We start from the raw sequence: 18976 nt of genomic DNA on the forward strand, positions 1-18976 counted from the left end.
GGCGCGGTCGCTACCATCGGGCCCCATGGGCTCCATCCTGTTGGTCACCTTTCCCTTTTTTGCGTTGGTGGCGGCCGTGTTCGTCTATGCCGGTGGCTACCGCTGAAAGCATCTAAGCGGGAAACTCGTCCCAAGATGAGATCTGCCTGGGGCCTTGAGCCCCCTGAAGGGTCGTCGTAGACCACGACGTTGATAGGCTGGGTGTGGAAGACGTGCAAGCGTTTGAGCTAACCAGTACTAATTGCCCGTGAGGCTTGACCCTATAGCTTTGCATGTGAAGAGCAAAGCGGCCAAAGAAGACGGCTGTCAAGACGAAAGTTGAGACGCTCGTTGAGACAAGAGACGTGAGCACGCGCGCTGCGCGGCTTCGCCCTGTCTTCAGCTCCCTGCGAGCCCGACGTGTGCTCGGGCGCAAATCCGACGCAATGATGGGACACCATCGCAATGATTCGAACTCTGTGAAGGCGGCTCAAGCCGATCCGCGCGCCAAGCGCGCATGGAAGACGGCTGAGCCGCCCCTGCCGGTTATGCCTGACGACCATAGCAAGGTGGTCCCACTCCTTCCCATCCCGAACAGGACAGTGAAACGCCTTCGCGCCGATGATAGTGCGCAGCTCGCGTGTGAAAGTAGGTCATCGTCAGGCGGTTATTTCCCGCAACCCCGAAAGCTCTAAACGAGCTTTCGGGGTTTTGCGTTTTGCCGGGCGGGCCGCCCCGTTCAGGCGGCACAATTCGGAACATGACGGTGAACATCTACACGCGTGGACAGGCGTTGGCGGATCTATTGGCTCGGCGCATCGTGCTGATCGATGGTGCGATGGGCACGATGATTCAGCGGTTTCGGCTCGACGAGGCACAGTACCGCGGGGCGGGGCTGAGCGGGCGGTCTGTGGATCCGCGGTTTGCCGGTCACCCCGGGGATCTCAAAGGCAATAACGATCTGCTGAGTCTGACCCGCCCGGATGTGATTCGGCAGATCCATGAAGGCTATTTGGCGGCCGGTGCCGACATCATCGAGACCAATACGTTCGGCGCCACCTCGATCGCCCAAGCCGATTACGGGCTGCAGGCGTGGGCGCGGGAGATGAATCTGGCCTCTGCCCGTCTGGCGCGCGAGGCTTGCGATCGCTATGCGACACCGGACCGTCCGCGCTTTGTGGCTGGAGCCTTGGGGCCGACGCCCCGCACGGCGAGCATCAGTCCCGATGTCAACGATCCCGGTGCTCGCAATGTGACCTTCGACGAACTGGAACGGGCCTACCACGAGCAGGCACTTGCGCTGATCGAGGGCGGCGCGGACGTGCTGCTGGTGGAAACCATTTTCGACACCCTCAACGCCAAGGCGGCGCTGTTTGCGATTGAGCGCGCATTTGACGACAGCGGGGAGCGCTTGCCGGTGTTGATCAGCGGTACGGTCACCGATGCGTCGGGCCGCTTGCTCAGTGGTCAGACGGTTGCGGCGTTTTGGGCGAGTGTGCGCCACGCCCGGCCGCTGGCTGTCGGGTTGAATTGCGCGCTTGGCGCGGCTTTGATGAAACCGTACATCCAGGAACTCGCGCGGGTGGCAGAAGGCACGTACATCAGCTGCTATCCGAACGCCGGTCTGCCCAACCCGATGAGCGAGACGGGCTTCGACGAGACGCCGCAGGACACGTCGCGGCTGTTGCACGGGTTTGCGGCCGAAGGTTTGGTCAACATCGTCGGGGGCTGTTGCGGCACGACGCCGGACCACATCGCTGCGATTGGCGCGACGGTCGCCGCGTGCGCACCGCGTGCGGTGCGGTGGTATCGCGAAGAATGACCACCGGTGCGGGCACCGGCCGGGCGGCGCGCGTATACTTGTTCAGACGGCCGTTGTCGTGAGCGGGGAGGGAGGTGCTCGCGTCAACGCGGGCCGTTCCAACCCATGAGCTTGCCTACCTTGCGCCTGAACCATGCCCGAGCCCTGCTTCGGCAGGCCGGGGGCGTGCTGCCGGAGCCCGGTGAGCGCGAGGAGGCGGCGGAGCTCCAAGCGATCATCGATGCCTTGTGCGAGCTGAGCGAGCGCGATCCGCTGACGGGGCTGCCCAACCGGCGGGTGTTCACGGCCCGGCTGGCGCAGGAGTTGGACCGCTCCAGCCGTTCCGGCGAGGTGGCATTGCTGTTGATGTTGGACATCGATCACTTCAAGGCGGTCAACGATCGCTACGGGCATCTTGCCGGGGACGCGGTGATCCGCGCCGTGGCCGATACGTTGAGATCGCACATTCGCCCCATGGATACCGTGGGCCGGCTGGGCGGTGAAGAGTTTGGGGTGGTCTTTCCGAATTGCGGCCCCGGGTCCGGCGCCCAGTTGGCCGAGCGCTTGCGCGCAGCCGTCGAAGGCACTGGCGTCCCCTTGCCGGATGGCGTGACGGTGTTGCGGGTGACGGTCAGCGGCGGAGGGGCGTATGCGCCGGCCTGGGGCCGCTCGTCCATCGAGCATTGGATGGAGCGGGCTGATCGCCAACTCTACGAGGCCAAGCGGCAGGGCCGCAACCGAGTCCTGATCGAGCCGGTGGCGCACAGCGAGGTCAGCGCCGAGGAAAAGGAGCTGCTGTTTGCGTGGCCCGATGCGGACGGGCTTATCATCGATCCCGCCGACGCGCTCTGAGCGTCGGATGACCAACCGTGACATGAACACACCCCAGATCACTGCCCCACCCCCTGCACCCGCTGCGGACAGCGGGGGCGTGCTGCTGCGGCCGAGCAAGGGGCGGGTTATCGCGATCACCAGCGGCAAAGGCGGGGTGGGCAAGACCTTCATCTCGGCCAATCTGGCCGCGGCGTTGACCCGGCGCGGGTTGCGCGTGCTGGTGCTCGATGCCGATTTGGGGCTGGCGAATCTGGATGTGGTGCTCAACCTGTACCCCAAGTTGACGCTGCACGATGTGTTCACCGGCAAGTGCGAGCTGGAGGACGCGATCGTCAAGGCTCCGGGCGGGTTTTCCGTGCTGCTGGCGGGCTCGGGGATGGTGGAGTACTCGCGCCTGACGCCGGAGGTGCGGGAGGACTTTCTGCGTTTGATGGGGCAGGTCGTGCCCCGATTCGACGTGGTGCTGCTCGACACGGGCGCAGGGATTTCGGATGTGGTCCTGTTTGCCTTGTCGTTGGCAAGCGAGATTTTGCTGGTCGCCACGCCCGAGCCGACCTCGCTGACCGATGCCTATGCGACCATCAAGGTGCTGGCCACCCAGCAGCAGCGCCAGTTGGTCCGGCTGATCGTCAACCAGGCCGTGCGCCCGGGCGATGGCCGGGCCATCACGGCGCAACTGCAAGCCGTGCTGAACCGGTTCGTCGGCGGGGGGGCGGCGGCTGGGGATGCCAAGCCGAAAGCGATCCGGTTGGTCCACATGGGGGATATTCCCGTGGACAAAGCCGTCAAGGAGGCGGTCATGCGCCGCCAACTGCTGCTGTTGCATACGCCGGGCTGCCCAGCCAGCTTGGCTGTGGGGCAAATTGCCGGCCGGCTGGTGGATACGGTGCTGCGCGCGCATGAGCATGCGTGACGTCCGCGTGTTGACACTCGGGGGTGTCAAGCGTGGCAGCGTTCGCGCGCGGTCGGCGCAGAAGACCGATCAGCTTGGGGTGGCCGCGGCGGGCGGTGCGATGGCCGTGACTTCGATCTCGACCCGGGCGCGCGGCTCGATCAAGGCGCTGACCTGAATCGCGCTCATCGCCGGGTAGTGGCGGCCGATCACCTCGCGGTACACCGCGCCCAGTTCGGGCAAGCGCCGCAGATATTCCTCGCGGTCGGTGAGATACCAGGTCATGCGCACGATGTGCTCGGGACCGGCATTGGCGCAGGCCAGCACCGCACGGACGTTGCGCAGGGCCTGCCGGCACTGGTCGATGAAGTCGTCGCTGTCGAAGATTTGCTGGGCATTCCAGCCGATCTGGCCACCGACGAACAGCCAGCGCGCACCCCCTTCGGCGCTCACGGCGATGCCATTGGCATACCCCTTGGGAGGGGCCCAGTCGGGAGGCTGTAACAGGGTTAGGATGGGCGTGGCGCGCTCGGGAGACTAGGGTGGGGTCGATGCCTGTTGCCGCAGCACATAGCGCTGCAGTTTTCCGGTTTCGGTGCGTGGCAGTCGCTCGACGAAGGCGATCTCGCGTGGGTATTTGTAGGGGGCCAGCGTCCGCTTCACATGCTCCTGCAAGGCGCACACCAGTTCCGGGGAGGGGGTGTGACCGGGTTTGAGGACGCAAAACGCCTTGACGATCATGCCCCGCTCCTCGTCGGGCTGTCCGACGACGCCGCATTCGGCCACGGCCGGGTGCTGCAGCAGGGTGTCTTCCACCTCGGGGCCGGCGATGTTGTAGCCGGACGAAATGATCATGTCGTCCGCGCGGGCTTGGTAGATGAAATAGCCGTCCGCGTCCTGCACGAAGGCGTCGCCGGGGTAGTTCCAGCCCGCGCGCACATAGGCGGTCTGCCGTTCGTCGTCCAGATAGCGACATCCGGTGGGGCCGACCACGGCGAGCTTGCCGACGCTGCCGCGCGGGACTTCGTGCCCATCGTCGTCGACCACCCGGGCACGGTAGCCGGGCACCACACGGCCGACGGCGCCGCGGCGCACCTGGTCCCCCGCGGCGGAGATGAAGATGTGGAACATCTCGGTCGAGCCGATGCCGTCGATCATCTCCAGCCCGGTGGCGCTTTTCCAGAGCTGTCGGGTGGCATCGGGCAGGCCTTCGCCGGCGCTGACGGTCAAACGCAGCCCGGGGATGCCTCCTTGGGCTTGGGCGAACGGGGCCATCTGCCGGTAGAACGTGGGGGAGGTGTAGCAGATCGTCACGCCTTGCCGGGCCAGGGTCTGCACCATGCCTTCGGGCGACAGCGGGCCGGCGGGGTAGTACACCGAGGCCCCGGCCCACATCGGGAAGATCAACAGCCCGCCCAGGCCAAAGGTGAAGGCCAGTGGTGGGGTGCCGGCCACGAGGTCGTCGGGGCGTTGTTGCAACACGTGGCGCGGCCAGCACTCGCAGGCTGCCAGCACGTCCAGATGGGTGTGCACGGCCGCCTTGGGTTTGCCCGTGGTGCCCGAGGTGAAGGCGAGCAGCGCGATGTCGGTGGCTGCCGTGGGGCAGGCGGGAAAGTCGCTCGACTCGCGCGCGGCCCAGGTTTCCAGGGCGGCATCCTGGGCTGGATCGCCGTCCGGCACGGCAAAGGGGACGATGGGCAGTCCGCCCGCCGCGCGGGCCGCCGTGTCGAGCTCGTCCCGCAAGGCGTGCTCGCACAGGGCCAGGCTGGGACGAGCTTTGGCCAGGATGTCGCCGAGTTCCTTGGCGCGCAGCAGGGGCATGGTGGCGACGGCGATCAGGCCGGCCTTGACCACGGCCAGCCAGGCCAGCGCCAGGGTGATCCCGTTGCGCCCGCGCAGCAGGACTCGGTTGCCGGGCACCAGACCTTGTCGGTGGACCAGCACATGGGCCAGCCGGTTCACCTCGTCCAGGGCCTGCGCGTAGGTCAGGGTGCGCCGGTCGTCCCGGAACAACACCCGCGCACCCCAGTCGCGCTGATGCACGGCGTCGTCCAGCAGCCGCGCCACCAGGTTGACCTGGGGCGGAAACTGCAGCTCGGGCAGGTCGTAGATGAGCTGCGGCCAGCGCTCGGGCGGCGGCAGCCGGTCGTGCACATAGCGGTCGATCTGGGCGCTCTTGCCGGGGGCGAGGGTCATGGCGGACCTCCTGGGGATCAACCGGCGGCGGCGAGGACCGCCTTGCCGAGAATGAGCAGCTGCACCTCGGTCGCGCCTTCGTAGATGCGCAGCGCACGGATGTCGCGGTAGAGGTGCTCGACGGTCTGGCCGCTGCGCACCCCGAGTCCACCGTGCATCTGCACCGCCATATCGATGACGCGCTGGGCGTTTTCGGTGGCGACCATCTTGGCCATGGCCGCGGCGGCGCTGGCCTCGCGGGGCAGGGGCCCATCCGACGGCGCCTGATCGCGCAACCAGGCGGCGCGGTAGGTCAGCAGCGCACCGCCATCGATCAGGGCCTGCATTTCCCCCAGGCGGGCCTGGGTGAGTTGGAAGTCGGCCAGCGTCTGCCCGAACATGCGCCGGCGCTTCGCATGGGCCACCGCCTCGGCGAGGGCGCGCCGCGCCATGCCCAGGGCGGCCGCGGCCACCGAGGGACGGAAAATGTCCAGCGTGCGCATGGCCAGTTTGAAACCACCGTTGACCTCCCCCAGCAGCGCATCCGCTGGCAGCGCGCAGCCGTCGAAGCGCAGGGTGGCCAGCGGGTGGGGGGCCAGGAGGGGAATGTGCTCCCGTGTGTCCAGGCCCGCCCGGGGCGCGGGCACGATGAAGGCGCTGATGCCGCGGGCGCCGGCGTCCGGGTCGGTCTTGGCAAAAGTGACGTAGAAGTCCGCCAGGTCCCCGTTGCTGATCCAGGTCTTGGTCCCGTCGAGTCGCCAGCCGCCAGCCATGGGGGTGGCCCGGGTCTGCAGGGCCGCGACGTCGGAGCCAGCCTCGGGCTCGCTCAGGGCAAAGGCGGCGATTTGCTCGCCGCGGGCGACCGCCGGCAGATAGGCCGTGCGCTGCGCGGCGGTCCCCGCCAGGGTGATGGCGCCGGAACCCAGCCCCTGCATGGCAAAGGCGAAGTCGGCCAGCGGGGAGCGGTAGGCCAAGGTTTCGCGCGCGATCACCAGGGCGCGTGAGTCCAGCCGCGGCAGTGCGCCGCCGTCGGCGGCCGCCACGCAGTAGCGCAACCAGCCGCCCGCGCCCAGACGCCGCACCCAGTCGCGGCAGGCGGTGCGGTCGTCCCGTTCGTCCACCACCTGTTCCACGGCCCAGGCCGCCAGGGCCGGCCCGAGGGCGCGGTGCGCCTCGTCGAAGAAGGGCAGCGCCAAGTGGCCCTGGGGCGGCGCCGCCGGCAGGCCGGCATGCGGATGGGGGGTGTCGAAGGCCACCATGTCAGTCGCCCTGAAAGACGGGCCGCTGCTTGGCGACGAAAGCCTCGTAGGCGCGGCGGAAGTCCTGCGTTTGCATGCAGATGGCTTGCGCCTGGGCCTCGGCCTCAATGGCCTGCTCGACGGTCATGGCCCACTCCTGATTCAGCATGGTCTTGGTCATGCCATGGGCAAACGACGGGCCTCGGGCGAGCGAGACGGCCAGCGCATGCGCCTCGTCGGCCAGCGCGTCCGGCGCGTGCAAGGCATTGAAAAAACCCCAGGCCAGTCCCTCGGCGGCGGTCATGGTGCGGCCGGTGAAGAGCAGCTCGGCGGCGCGGCCCTGCCCGATCACCCGGGGCAGCAGCGCGCAGGCCCCCATGTCCGCGCCGGCCAGGCCGACGCGGGTGAACAGAAAGGCGGTGCGCGCACGTTCGGTGCCGAGCCGCAGGTCGCTGGCCAGTGCGAGCATGGCGCCCGCGCCCGCGCACACGCCGTCGATGGCGGCGACGATGGGCTGCGGGCAGGCACGCATGGCCTTGACGACGTCGCCGGTCATGCGGGTGAAGGCCAACAGCTCCGGCATGGTCATGCGGGTCAGCGGTCCGATGATCTCGTGCACGTCCCCGCCCGAGCAGAAGTCGTCGCCGGCGCCGCGCAGTACGACGGCGCGCACATCCGTTGCGAAGGGTAGAGCGCGAAACCAGTCGCGCAACTCGCCGTAGGAGTCGAAGGTGAGGGGGTTTTTGCGCTCCGGCCGATTGAGCGTCACGGTGGCGATGCCCTCCTCGACCGTGCAGGCGAAGTGGCGGGGGCGGGTGTCGGCGGCCGCCCGGAATTGTGGCCGCATCGGGTTGTGGTCGGGGATGGGGGGCTTCATGTTGGGGTCTGTCCGTGCTTGACCTTGGCCAGCAGCCGGTAAAGCTGCTCGGCGTCGCGGGGGCCGAGGCGGGCGAAGGCCTCGACGATCCATTGCTCGTGCGCGTGCGCCATGCGCGCGAACGCCTCGCGCCCGGCGGGTGTCAGCCGCACCCGGTAGGCGCGCCGGTCGTCGGGGACGCTCAGGCGCTCGACGAGTCCCTCGCGCACGAGCTGGTCGGTGACGCCGGTGACGTTGCCGCCCGTGACCATCAACCGGCGCGAGAGCTCCTTCATCTGCAGCCCTTCGGGGTGCCGTTCCAGCTGGGCCATGAGGTCGAAGCGCGGCAAAGTGGTCTGGAACTCGGTGCGCAGTCGCCGCCGCACCCGCTGCTCGACGAGCTGGGTGCAGGTGAGCATCCGCAGCCACAGGCGCAGCGCCTGCGGGTGCTCGCTGTGCAGCCGGGCCTCCAGGTCGGCGGGGGCGGGGTATCGGTCCATAGGGGTCAGGTGCTGCGCTGGCGGGCCAGCTCACGATAGAGTTGGTCGCGACCGCTCAAATACGGCAGCGGCCAGTCGGTCCAGGGACTGCCCAGCCGGGCCGCCTCGTGCAGCGTCCAGGCCGGATCGGCCAGGTGTGGGCGGGCGATGGCCACCAGATCGGCCCGCCCGGCAGCGACGATGCTGTTGGCGTGGTCGGCCTCGGTAATGGCGCCCACGGCCATGGTGGCGATGCCCACCTCGTTGCGGATGCGGTCGGCGAACGGTGTCTGGTACATGCGGCCATAGACCGGGCGGGCATCCCGCGTGGTCTGGCCGGAGGACACGTCGATGAGGTCGCACCCGGCCGCCTGGAACAGGCGCGCCATGGCGACCGCATCGTCCGGGGTGTTGCCACCCGGGGCCCAGTCGTGGGCGGACAGGCGCACGCTCATGGGGCGATCGGCGGGCCAGACCGCGCGCATGGCGGCAAACACCTCGAGCGGATAGCGGCAGCGGTTTTCCAGCGAGCCACCGTAGGTATCGTCGCGCCGGTTGGTCAGCGGGCACAGAAAGCTGGACAGCAAATAGCCGTGGGCGCAGTGCAGCTCCAGCCAGTCGAAGCCGGCTTCGGCCGCGCGTCGCGTGGCCTCGACGAAGGCGTTGCGGATGCGGTCCATGTCCACGCGGGTCATGGCGCGCGGCACCTGGTTTTGCGGCCCGTAGGGAATGGCGCTGGCGGCCAGCAGCGGCCAGTTGGGGGGGGGAGTCGGGGCGGCCGTCGACACTGGGCAGGGGCTCGTCGATCGCCTCCCAGCCGCGCTGGGTGGAGCCCTTGGGGCCGCTGTGCCCGAGCTGCAGGCCGATGGCGCAGTGCCCATGGCGGTGCGCGAAGTCCACCGCGCGGGCAAACGCGGCCGTCTGCGCGTCGTTCCACAGACCCGGGCAGCCGGGGGTGATGCGCCCGTCGGGCGTCGGGCTGGTCATCTCCACCATGACCAGTCCGGCGCCGCCCAGCGCCCGTGCCCCCAGGTGGACCAGGTGGTAGTCGCCGACCACTCCGTCCTCGGCGCTGTACTGGGCCATGGGCGAGACGACGATGCGGTTTTTGAGCGTGAGGCCGCGCACCCGGTACGGCAGCAGCATTGGGGGCGGGGGCGGTCGGTCGGCCGGCACCGCCAGCCCCGCCCGCGTGGCCAGCCAGCGTTCGTAGCCCTCCAGCCAGGTGCGGTCGCGCAGGCGCAGGTTCTCGTGGCTGATGCGTTGGCTGCGCGTGAGCAGCGAGTAGGCAAACTGCTCGATTTCCATCGCGGTGTAGCGCTCGACGTGCTCGAACCACTCGGTGGAGTTGCGCGCGGCGTTCTGGATTTTGAGCACCTCCACGCGGCGGTGGTCCTCGTAGCGCTGCAGCACGGTCTGCAGCGATCCGCCGGCCGCGAAGGATTGGGTCAGGTCGATGGCATCCTCCAGTGCAAGCTTGGTGCCGCTGCCGATCGAAAAGTGCGCGGTATGTGCGGCGTCGCCCATGAGCACGATCGGTACGCGGCGGCCATCGGGCAGAGACTGCCAGTGCACCCAGCGCCCGCAGATGACGCGCGGAAAGCGGATCCAGATCGCCGAGCCCCGCAAATGCGCCGCGTTGCTCATCAGCGCATGCCCATCCAAGTGGCGGGCGAACAGCCGTTCGCAAAAGGCAATGCCCTCCTCCTGGCTCATCGCGTCCAGGCCATGCGCTTTCCAGACGGGCTCGGGCGTCTCCACGATGAAAGTCGAGGTCTGGGCATCGAATTGGTAGGCGTGCGCCTGAAACCAGCCGTGCTCGGTCTGCTCGAACGCGAAGGTGAAGGCGTCGAAGGTCTTGCGCGTGCCCAGCCACACGAAGCGGCAATGCCGGGTGTCGATGTCGGGTTGGTAGGTGTCGGCGTAACGCTGGCGGATGCGGCTGTGGATGCCGTCGCTGGCGATCACGAGGTCGGCGCCGATCTGCACCGCGAGCGCCTGGTCGTCGGTGACGTCGGTCTCGAATACCAGTTCCACCCCCAGCGCCTGGCAGCGCGCTTGCAGGATGTTGAGCAAATGCTTGCGCCCGATACCGCAAAAACCGTGGCCGCTGGAGCGCACCGAGCGGCCCTTGAAGAACACCTCGATGTCGTCCCAGTGGTTGAAGGCGGTGCCGATTTGGGCCGCCGTGGGGGCGTCCGCAGCGCGCAGGTGGTCCAGCGTGGCGTCGGAGAACACCACCCCCCAGCCAAAGGTGTCGTAGGGGCGGTTGCGCTCGACGATGACGACACGCGCATCGGGGCGCTGCCGCTTCATCAGCAGCCCGAAGTACAGGCCCGCCGGGCCGCCGCCGATGCACAGAATGTTCATGTCCCGCCCCCAAATGATTGAGGTTTGAACGATATGCCCCCATTGTGGGGTGGGCAGGGTGCGGCGCGCAGCGGGGAAACCCTAGGCCGCGATCCGCTGGGCCGGGTCGAGAGGGGGGCGATGGCGAATGGGGCCGGCGTTGGCGTGCCGCACCGAAAGGGCCACAATCAGGGCGCGCGGTGTGCGCGCCCACAACCCCGTCAGGAGAGTGCGATGCTGTACCGATTCAAGTCCAAAGCCACTGGCGATGTGGTGATGCTCCAACCCAACGGGCGTCGCGTGCTGGAGATCCTGGGCAAGGATCCTGAGGGGCCGGGCATCATCCTGCCGCAGCAGATTCCCGCGGCCATCGAGGCCCTGCGCGCGGCGGTCGCGGCCGAAGAGGCGGAGGCCGAGCGCAAGCGTCAGGAGGCCGAGGCGCAGGGCGAGGAGCCCGCCCTCCCTCCCGACGAGCGTGTGCCGCTGCGCGCCCGGGTCGCGCCCTTCATCGAGATGCTGCAGCACTGCCAGCGCGAGGGCTGCGAAGTGGTCTGGGGCGTTTGAGCCCCGCGCGGTCAGTCGGCGTATTGGCCCGCGGCGTCGACCACGGCCTTGATCTTGGCCATCTCGCTGGCGACGAAGGCCTTGTGGCCCTCCGGCGTGACGCGCTTGTCGTTCGCCGCGGCGACGATGGCGCCCAGCGCTTTTTGCTTCTGGATGAAGTCGGGATCGCGCAGGGCGGCACGCAGGGCGTCATTCAGTTTTTTGAGCACCGGGGCCGGGGTGCCCTTGGGCGCGTACATGCCGTGCCAGATGGTCAGGTTGAAGTCTTTCAACCCCATTTCTTGCAATGTGGGGTAGTGCTTGAGCGTCGGGTGATCGGACAGCGGTTTGGCCGTGGTCACCGCAAAGGCCTTGATGCGTCCCCCCTCGATCTGCTGCGTGGTGTTAGTGGTCTGGTCGCACATCACGTCGATGGTGCCGCCGATCAGGTCGTTCATGGCCGGGGCCGTGCCGCGGTAGGCAATGGTGGCCATCGACTTGTCGAGTTTGACGGCGTACTGCCACATCAACCCACACAGATGCGAGGCCGACCCCAGCCCGGCATGGCCGAGGTTGAGCTTGCCCTGGTTGGCGCGGATGTAGTTCTCGAAGTCGCGGTAGGTGTTGGCCGGCAGTTGCGGCTTGCCCACCAGGGTCATTGGCACGTCGTTGATGATGCCCAGGTACTCGAAGTCCTCCAGCGGCTTGTACGGCATCTTGCGGTACAGCGCGGGCGTCGCGGCCATGCCGATGTGCCAGACCAGCAGCGTGTGCCCGTCGGGCGCGGCGCGGGCGACCTTGTTGGCCCCGATCGTGCCGCCCGCCCCGGCGGCGTTCTCGACGACGATCGTCGCATTGTTGAGGTGCTTGCGCATCGTCTCGGCCAACTGGCGTGCGACGGTATCGGTCGGTCCGCCGGCGGCAAAGGGCACCACGAAGGTGATGGGTTTGGAGGGGAAGTCTTGGGCGGCCGCCGCGAAGGCAACGGTCGACAGCGTCAGGGCGAGTAGCGCTTTCATCGGGGAGGTCTCCGGTCAGTGGAATGAACGGGCCGGATACTACCCCGGGTGGCGCGGGTTGCGCCATTCGGGAAACCACACCCCCAAGGGTCAGATTTCGATCTTGGCGCCCAGTTCGACCACACGGTTGGCCGGCAGGTTCAGAAAATCCGCCACCGATGCCGCGTTGCGGTGCATACCGGCAAACAGCTTTTCGCGCCAAGTCATCATGCCCGCTCCGCGGCGGGGCAGCACGATCTCGCGTGAGAGGAAGTACGACGTCTCCATCTCGTCCAACTGCACCCCGTGGCTGCGCAGCAATTTGAGGGCCTCGGGCACGTCCGGGTCGTTCTTGAAGCCAAAGTGCAGCACCACGCGCCAGCAGTCGTGGCCCAGCGGCTCCACCTCCACCCGCTTGTCGAAGCCGATCCAGGGTACCTCGTGGTGGCGCACGGAGACAAAGAGGTTCGTCTCGTGCAGCACCTTGTTGTGCTTGAGGTTGTGCAGCAGTGCGTTGGGTGTCACACCGGTCTCTGCATTGAGGAAGACCGCCGTGCCAGGTACGCGTACCGGTGGGCTGAGAAAGACCGAATCCAAGAACGGCTTGAGATCGATCGCCTCGTCTCGCAACCGCTCCGCGAGCAACTGGCGCCCGTGTTGCCACGTGGTCATCAGCGTGAACATGGCGATGCCGATGGCCAGCGGGAACCAGCCACCGTTGATCACCTTGACCGCGTTGGCGGAGAAGAACAGCGCGTCCACGACCAGAAAGACCCCGGTGGCCGCCACGCACAGCAGCCACGGATAGCGCCACGCGTAGCGGATGACGAAGAAGGTCATCACCGTGGTGATCAGCATGTCGATCGTGACCGCGATGCCGTAGGCCGACGCCAGCGCACCGCTGGAGCCGAACAGCAGCACCGCGCTCACGATGCCGCCATACAGCGCCCAGTTGACCGAGGGGACGTAGATCTGGCCCGTGTCGCGCACGGAGGTGTGCAGGATGCGCTGGCGTGGCAGATAGCCCAGCTGCACGACCTGCTTGGTGACCGAATAGGCCGCCGAAATCAGCGCTTGTGAGGCGATGACCGTGGCGCAGGTGGCCAAGCCGATCAACGGGACCAGGGCCCAGGTGGGCGCCATCTCGTAGAACGGGTTGCTGACGTTTTCCGGGTGCTGCAGCAGCATCGCGCCCTGCCCGAAATAGTTGAGCAGCAGCGACGGCATCACCAGTCCGAACCAGGCCAGGCGGATGGGGCGTTTGCCGAAATGGCCCAGATCGGCATAGAGCGCCTCGGCCCCGGTGACGCACAGCACGATCGCCCCCAGCGAGACGAAGGCCAGCCCCGGGTTATCGACGATGAACCGCAGCGCATGGTGTGGCAGGACGGCTTCCAGCACCGTCGGATTGCGCCAGATGTGCACGCTGCCCAGCAGCGCCAGCACCAGGAACCACACCGCTGTGATGGGGCCGAACAGCTTGCCAACGCTGGCGGTGCCGCGCTTTTGCATCGCAAACAGCGCGGTCAGCACCACCAGGGTGACCGGTACCACGAAGGGCTCCAGGCCCGGGGCGGCGACCTCCAGACCCTCCACGGCCGAGAGCACCGAAATGGCGGGTGTAATGATGCCGTCGCCAAAAAAAATGGCGGTGCCGAAGATGCCGATGGCGAGCAGCCGGCGGCGCAGGCGGGGGCGGTCCTCGACCGCCATCGAGGCCAGCGCGAGCATGGCCACCAGTCCCCCCTCGCCGTTGTTGTCGGCCCGCAGGATCAGCGTCACATACTTGAGCGAGACGATGATCGTCAGCGTCCAAAACACCAGCGACAGGATGCCGAAGATGTTGGCGCGCGTGACCGCGAGATTGCCGTGGGTGAAGACTTCCTTGAGCGCGTACAGCGGACTGGTGCCGATGTCGCCGTACACGACGCCGAGCGCGCCGAGCGTCAGCGCCGCCAGCTTGGAGCCATCGATCGAGGATGGGGAGGGATGGGCCAAGGATCGCCGGGGTGGTTGCGAGGCCGACATTGTGCGCCTGTCCCGCCAAGGGCGCGGCCGGATGTTGCATTGCAGCAACGCTGACCGCCCGGCGGTCGGTCAGCGGTGGGTCAGTCGTAGGTGCGGGCGTCCTCGATGACCTTGCCGTCGTTGGGCAGCGCGCCGATGGTCAGCAGCTCGACGTCGCCGCGCAGCTTGGTGACGTCGCGCAGCGACTCCTGCACCGCACGTTGCAGCGCCTCCGACGGGGTGTCGGTTTCCACGCGCAGGGTCATGCAGTCGTCGGCCATGCGGCCGCTGACCACCAGCCGTGCGCGCCGCACCTCGGGGTGGCGGCGCAGCACCTCGGCCACTTGCGAGGGATGGACGAACATGCCCTTGATCTTGGTGGTCTGGTCCGCGCGCCCGAGCCAACCACGAATGCGGGTGTTGGTGCGGCCCGTTGGGCACGGTCCAGGCAGCACCGCCGACAGGTCGCCGGTGCCAAAGCGGATCAGTGGGTAGTCGGGGTTGAGCGCCGTGACCACCACCTCGCCCACCTCACCGTCGGGGACGGGATCGTCGGTCCCGGGGCGAACGATCTCCAGGATCACCCCTTCGTCCAGAACCAACCCCTCGCGGGCCGGGGTTTCGTAGGCGATCAGGCCGACGTCGGCCGTCGCGTAGGCCTGATAAGCCGCGATGCCGCGCTCGGCCAGCCAGTCGCGCAGGCTGGGCGGGAAGGCCTCGCCGGACACCAGGGCCTTGCGGATGGGCAGCCGCACGCCCGCAGCCTCGGCTTTTTCCACGAGGATGCGCAAAAAGCTCGGCGTGCCACAGTAGCCTACCGGTTTCAGATCCATGATCGCGGCGAGTTGCTGCTCGGTGTTGCCCACGCCGCCGGGAAAGACCGCGCAGCCGATCGCCTGTGCGCCGGCTTCCATGATCCACGCGCCGGGCGTCAGGTGGTAGCTGAAGGCGTTGTGGATCAGGTCGCCGGCCTCGAAGCCGGCCGCGGTGAGCGCCCGTGCGCTGCGCCAGTAGTCGACGCCCTGGCCCTCGGGCTCGTAAATGGGACCGGGCGACTGGAAGACGCGCCGCGCCCCGCGTGCCTGCAGCAGCCCGCGCCAGCCGATCGTCGACAGTCCTGCGAAAGGGTCGCCGCCTGTTGCGCGGCTGGCGTGCTGGCGCTCCATCAGGTCGTGTTTGCGCAGCACGGGCAGGCGTGCCAGTTCGGCGCGGGAGGTGACGCGCGCCGGATCGACGTCGGCCAAGCGTTCGGCCCAGGCGGCGCCGTGCGCGCGCGCATGGGCGATCACATGGGGCAGAGCGGCGAAAAGGGCAGCCTCGCGTTCGGCGGGGGCTCGGGTTTCGAGGGAATCGTGGTAGGCGGGCATGGCAGGAAAACGGCGCAGCGGCGGACGAACTCGACAGGGGTGGGGTCAGGCCAGCCAGCGCTTGCGGCGCTTGTAGCTCTTGACGTCGCGGAAGCTCTTGCGCTCGCCGCCGCCCATGCCGAGGTAGAACTCCTTGACGTCTTCGTTGTTGCGCAGGTCCTCGGCGGCGCCGTCCATCACGATGCGGCCCGACTCCATGATGTAGCCGTAGTTGGCGTAGCGCAGCGCCATGTTGGTGTTCTGCTCGGCGATCAGGAAGCTAACCCTTTCTTTGTGGTTCAGGTCCTTGACGATCTCGAACACCTCCTCGACGATCTGCGGTGCCAGGCCCATGGAGGGCTCGTCCAGCAGCACGACGCTGGGGTTGGCCATCAGCGCGCGGCCGATCGCGCACATCTGCTGCTCGCCGCCGGAGGTGTAGGCGGCCTGGCTGGTGCGGCGCGTCTTCAGGCGCGGGAAGTAGGTGTAGACCTTCTCCAGGTTGGCGGCGATCTCGCTCTTGTCCTTGCGCGTGTAGGCGCCGGTCAGCAGGTTTTCTTCGATCGTCAGGTGGGCGAAGCAGTGCCGCCCCTCCATCACCTGCACCACGCCGCGCTTGACGAGATCGGCGGGCGTGAGGTTTTCGATGCGCTCGCCGCGCAGCTCGATCGAGCCTTTGGTGACCTCGCCGCGCTCGCCCTTGAGCAGGTTGGAGATGGCGCGCAGGGTCGTGGTCTTGCCGGCTCCGTTTCCGCCCAGGATGGCGGCGATCTGGCCTTCGGCGAGCTGCAGCGAGACGCCCTTGAGCACGAGGATGACGTGGTTGTAGATGACCTCGATGCCGTTGACGGTGAGGACGGGGGCGGGTGTCGTCATGGGGTGACCTCGGTAACATGGCTGGGTGCGCAGGCATCACCCGTCAGCGCCGCGGACCGACGCTGGCGGGTGGTGGCGGGGGTAGCAACCCCCGCTGTCGGGGCGGCCGGCATGGACCGACCGACTCCCCCAAGCGGGCCATCAGGACTGGCAGTCCTGCGGCGTGCGGCGCTGCAGCTTCTTCTCAGCGGCGTACTTGTCGGCTGCGGCGCGAACCATCGGCTTGATGATTTGCTCGTCGGCCCGGTACCAGTCGCTCGTGAACTCCCACTTGCTGCCGTTCCAGGTGTGGATGCGCGCCCAGGCCGCACCCATGTGGTCCTGACAGGTGGTGGAGATGGGCCGCATGACGCCTTTGAAGCCGAGCGCGTCGAGTTTGGCCTGCGTGAGGTTGAGGTTTTCCAGACCCCAGCGCACCTGCTCGCCGGTCATGACCTTACCCTTGCCGAAGCGCTCCTGCGCGGTGCGCACGGCCTCGACGGCGAGCATAGCGCTCATTGCACCGCGTACATACAGCACCGAGCCGACCTCGTCCTTGGGGCCCGTGCCCTGGCCCTTGCCATGCACCTTCTCCAGGATTTCCTTGATGAAGGGGGCGTTGGGCTCGGCGCCGTGCTGCATCGTGATGGCGTTGTAGCCCTTGGCGCCGGCTCCGATGTCCTTGACGTCGGGTTCGGCACCTGCCCACCAGACGCCATAGATTTTTTCCCGCGGATAACCGACCGCCTGCGCTTCCTTGATCAAGGTAGAGTTCATCACGCCCCAGCCCCAGTTGATCACGTAGTCGGGGCGCTGCTGACGGATCTGCAGCCAGGTGGACTTCTGTTCCACGCCGGGGTGGGGCACCGGCAGCAGCGTGAGCTGGTAGCCGTGCATCGCGGCCCTCTCCTGCAGGATGGGGATGGCTTCTTTGCCAAACGGGCTGTCGTGGTAGACCAGGGCGATCTTCTTGCCCTTGAGCTTGTCGAAGCCGCCTTCCTTCTTGGCGATGTGCTGGATGATCACGTCACCGGCCACCCAATAGGTGCCGGCAAGCGGGAAGTTCCATTTGAAGACGCCGCCGTCCTGCGATTCGCTGCGGCCGTAGCCGGCAGTAATGAGCGGAATCTTGTCCACGGGGGCTTTTTCGGTCAGCGCGAAGGTGATACCGGTGGACAGCGGCTGGAACATGGACGCCCCGCCGTTCTTGCCCTTGAGGCGCTCGTAACACTCGACCCCGCGGTCGGTCGCGTAGCCGGTTTCGCATTCTTCGAACGAGACCTTGACCCCGTTGATGCCACCGCGGGCATTGGTCAGCTTGAGATAGTCCACGAAGCCGTTGGCCCAAGGCACGCCGTTGGGGGCATAGGCGCCGGTGCGGTACACCAGGACGGGGAAAAACTGCTCCTTGGCCTGCGCGTGGGCGGCGGTGCCCACCAGCGCGCTGGACAGGGCGGCGGTCGCTGCTGCGGCAGCGAGGATCACGGGACGTAGCTTCATGGTCTGTCTCCTAGGGTGGTTGAAGCACGGGTGGGAAAATCGATGATCAGTGCGGGAACGGCCAGATGCGCAGCTTCTGCTTGCCGACGCTCCACAGCTTGGCCAGACCGTGGGGTTCGACGATCAGGAACCACACGATCAGCGCCCCGAAGATCATGTATTCGGCATGGGACACCGCCGCGGTCGAAACGTCAATCCCGAACAACCCGCCCAGCCAGGGCAGGAACTGGTTCAAGAAGATGGGCAGCACGACGATGAAGGCCGCGCCGAAAAAGCTGCCCATGATCGAGCCGAGGCCGCCGATGATGACCATGAACAGCAGTTGGAACGAGCGGTCGATCGAGAAGGCCGCCGGCTCCCACGAACCCAGGTGGATGAAGCCCCACAGAGCGCCGGCCACACCGACGATGAAGGAGCTGACCGCGAACGCCGACAGCTTGGCGTACACCGGACGGATACCGATCACCGCGGCAGCCACGTCCATGTCGCGGATGGCCATCCACTCGCGCCCGATGGTGGAGCGCACGAGGTTTTTGGCCAGCACGCCGAAGACCACGACGAAGCCCAGGCAGAGCAGGTACTTCTCGACCGGGGTATCGATGCGCCAGCCGAGCATACTGAGGTTGGACACCGACACCGAGCCCGACGGGTTGTTGTTGGTGAACCAGCCGATGCGCAGGAAGGCCCAATCGGTGAAAAACTGCGCGGCGAGCGTGGCCACTGCCAGGTACAGCCCCTTGACGCGCAGACTGGGGATGCCGAAGAACATGCCCACGACCGTGGCGCAGAGACCGCCGATGAGCAGCGCGGCGATCAGTGGCATGCCCTCGAATCGCACGAAGGCGTTGTAGGCCATGTAGGCGCCCACGGCCATGAAGGCGCCCGAGCCGAGCGAGATCTGACCGCAGTAGCCGACCAGGATGTTGACCCCGATGGCCGCCAGCGACAGGATCAAAAACGGAATCAGGATGGCGCGAAACAGGTACTCATCCGCCAGCAGCGGCACGCCGATGAAGGCGAAGGCGACGAGGGCGAGGATGACCCAGCGGTCCTGCGCGATCGGAAAAATCTGCTGATCCGCGTGGTAGCTGGTTTTGAACTGACCGTTTTCTCTGTAGAACATG

General features: G+C 67.3%; 15 protein-coding genes, 2 rRNA genes and 1 pseudogene. 6 read left to right on the forward strand and 12 right to left on the reverse strand.

The features are described 5' to 3' along the window. The 5 genes from ACK4TH_RS07565 to ACK4TH_RS07585 form a co-directional block, all read left to right on the forward strand. Nucleotides 1–262 (forward strand): 23S ribosomal RNA (locus ACK4TH_RS07565); the annotation flags it as partial. A 268-nt stretch (nt 263–530) separates the two neighbouring features. Beyond that, a 5S ribosomal RNA gene (gene rrf, locus ACK4TH_RS07570) occupies nt 531–644 on the forward strand. A gap of 95 nt (nt 645–739) precedes the next feature. Further along, nucleotides 740–1801, forward strand: a complete 1062-nt coding sequence (locus tag ACK4TH_RS07575; protein WP_409624557.1) for a homocysteine S-methyltransferase family protein — start codon at nt 740–742, stop codon at nt 1799–1801. 105 nt (nt 1802–1906) lie between these two features. After that, nucleotides 1907–2632 carry a GGDEF domain-containing protein gene (locus ACK4TH_RS07580; protein WP_409624560.1) on the forward strand — a complete coding sequence of 242 codons (726 nt, stop codon included), beginning with the start codon at nt 1907–1909 and terminating at the stop codon, nt 2630–2632. A 22-nt stretch (nt 2633–2654) separates the two neighbouring features. Next, nucleotides 2655–3527 carry a MinD/ParA family protein gene (locus ACK4TH_RS07585; RefSeq protein WP_409624563.1) on the forward strand — a complete coding sequence of 291 codons (873 nt, stop codon included), beginning with the start codon at nt 2655–2657 and terminating at the stop codon, nt 3525–3527. A 69-nt stretch (nt 3528–3596) separates the two neighbouring features. On the opposite strand, the gene ACK4TH_RS07590 is transcribed toward ACK4TH_RS07585, so the two are convergent. The 6 genes and pseudogenes from ACK4TH_RS07590 to ACK4TH_RS07615 form a co-directional block, all read right to left on the reverse strand. After that, complete coding sequence (locus ACK4TH_RS07590; protein WP_409624678.1) at nt 3597–4022, reverse strand: RidA family protein; 426 nt, start codon at nt 4020–4022, stop codon at nt 3597–3599. 21 nt (nt 4023–4043) lie between these two features. Continuing rightward, a complete protein-coding gene (locus ACK4TH_RS07595) occupies nt 4044–5702 on the reverse strand; it encodes an AMP-binding protein (protein WP_409624566.1) in 1659 nt (552 codons plus the stop codon). Between the two features lie 17 nt (nt 5703–5719). Further along, on the reverse strand, nt 5720–6940 hold the full coding sequence (locus tag ACK4TH_RS07600) for an acyl-CoA dehydrogenase family protein (protein ID WP_409624569.1): 1221 nt from the start codon (nt 6938–6940) through the stop codon (nt 5720–5722). 1 nt (nt 6941) lies between these two features. Next, nucleotides 6942–7796: an enoyl-CoA hydratase family protein gene (locus ACK4TH_RS07605; protein ID WP_409624572.1), complete on the reverse strand. Its 855-nt coding sequence runs from the start codon at nt 7794–7796 to the stop codon at nt 6942–6944. Continuing rightward, nucleotides 7793–8275 carry a MarR family winged helix-turn-helix transcriptional regulator gene (locus tag ACK4TH_RS07610; protein ID WP_409624575.1) on the reverse strand — a complete coding sequence of 161 codons (483 nt, stop codon included), beginning with the start codon at nt 8273–8275 and terminating at the stop codon, nt 7793–7795. Before ACK4TH_RS07610 ends, ACK4TH_RS07605 begins: the two co-directional genes overlap by 4 nt. 5 nt (nt 8276–8280) lie before the next feature. Beyond that, nucleotides 8281–10624, reverse strand: a pseudogene (locus tag ACK4TH_RS07615) (bifunctional salicylyl-CoA 5-hydroxylase/oxidoreductase). 213 nt (nt 10625–10837) lie between these two features. On the opposite strand from ACK4TH_RS07615, the gene ACK4TH_RS07620 reads away from it, so the two are divergent. Beyond that, nucleotides 10838–11167, forward strand: a complete 330-nt coding sequence (locus ACK4TH_RS07620) for a DUF1840 domain-containing protein (protein WP_409624578.1) — start codon at nt 10838–10840, stop codon at nt 11165–11167. 11 nt (nt 11168–11178) lie between these two features. Here ACK4TH_RS07620 and ACK4TH_RS07625 read toward each other — a convergent pair whose 3' ends face one another. The 6 genes from ACK4TH_RS07625 to ACK4TH_RS07650 form a co-directional block, all read right to left on the reverse strand. Beyond that, nucleotides 11179–12165 (reverse strand): tripartite tricarboxylate transporter substrate-binding protein, encoded by a 987-nt coding sequence (locus ACK4TH_RS07625; protein ID WP_409624581.1) that lies wholly within the window; start codon nt 12163–12165, stop codon nt 11179–11181. Nucleotides 12166–12255: 90 nt separating this feature from the next. After that, entirely contained in the window at nt 12256–14172 is a 1917-nt protein-coding gene (locus tag ACK4TH_RS07630; RefSeq protein ID WP_409624584.1) for a potassium transporter Kup, read from the reverse strand. A gap of 80 nt (nt 14173–14252) precedes the next feature. Then, nucleotides 14253–15518: a phenylacetate--CoA ligase family protein gene (locus ACK4TH_RS07635; protein WP_409624587.1), complete on the reverse strand. Its 1266-nt coding sequence runs from the start codon at nt 15516–15518 to the stop codon at nt 14253–14255. Between the two features lie 45 nt (nt 15519–15563). Beyond that, entirely contained in the window at nt 15564–16373 is an 810-nt protein-coding gene (locus tag ACK4TH_RS07640; RefSeq protein ID WP_409624590.1) for an ABC transporter ATP-binding protein, read from the reverse strand. Between the two features lie 141 nt (nt 16374–16514). Then, complete coding sequence (locus ACK4TH_RS07645; RefSeq protein WP_409624593.1) at nt 16515–17852, reverse strand: ABC transporter substrate-binding protein; 1338 nt, start codon at nt 17850–17852, stop codon at nt 16515–16517. 46 nt (nt 17853–17898) lie between these two features. Next, nucleotides 17899–18975 (reverse strand): branched-chain amino acid ABC transporter permease, encoded by a 1077-nt coding sequence (locus ACK4TH_RS07650; RefSeq protein ID WP_409624596.1) that lies wholly within the window; start codon nt 18973–18975, stop codon nt 17899–17901. Nucleotide 18976: the final 1 nt, after the last annotated feature.

The sequence above is a fragment of the Tepidimonas sp. genome (assembly GCF_046292505.1).
GTDB lineage: Bacteria > Pseudomonadota > Gammaproteobacteria > Burkholderiales > Burkholderiaceae_C > Tepidimonas.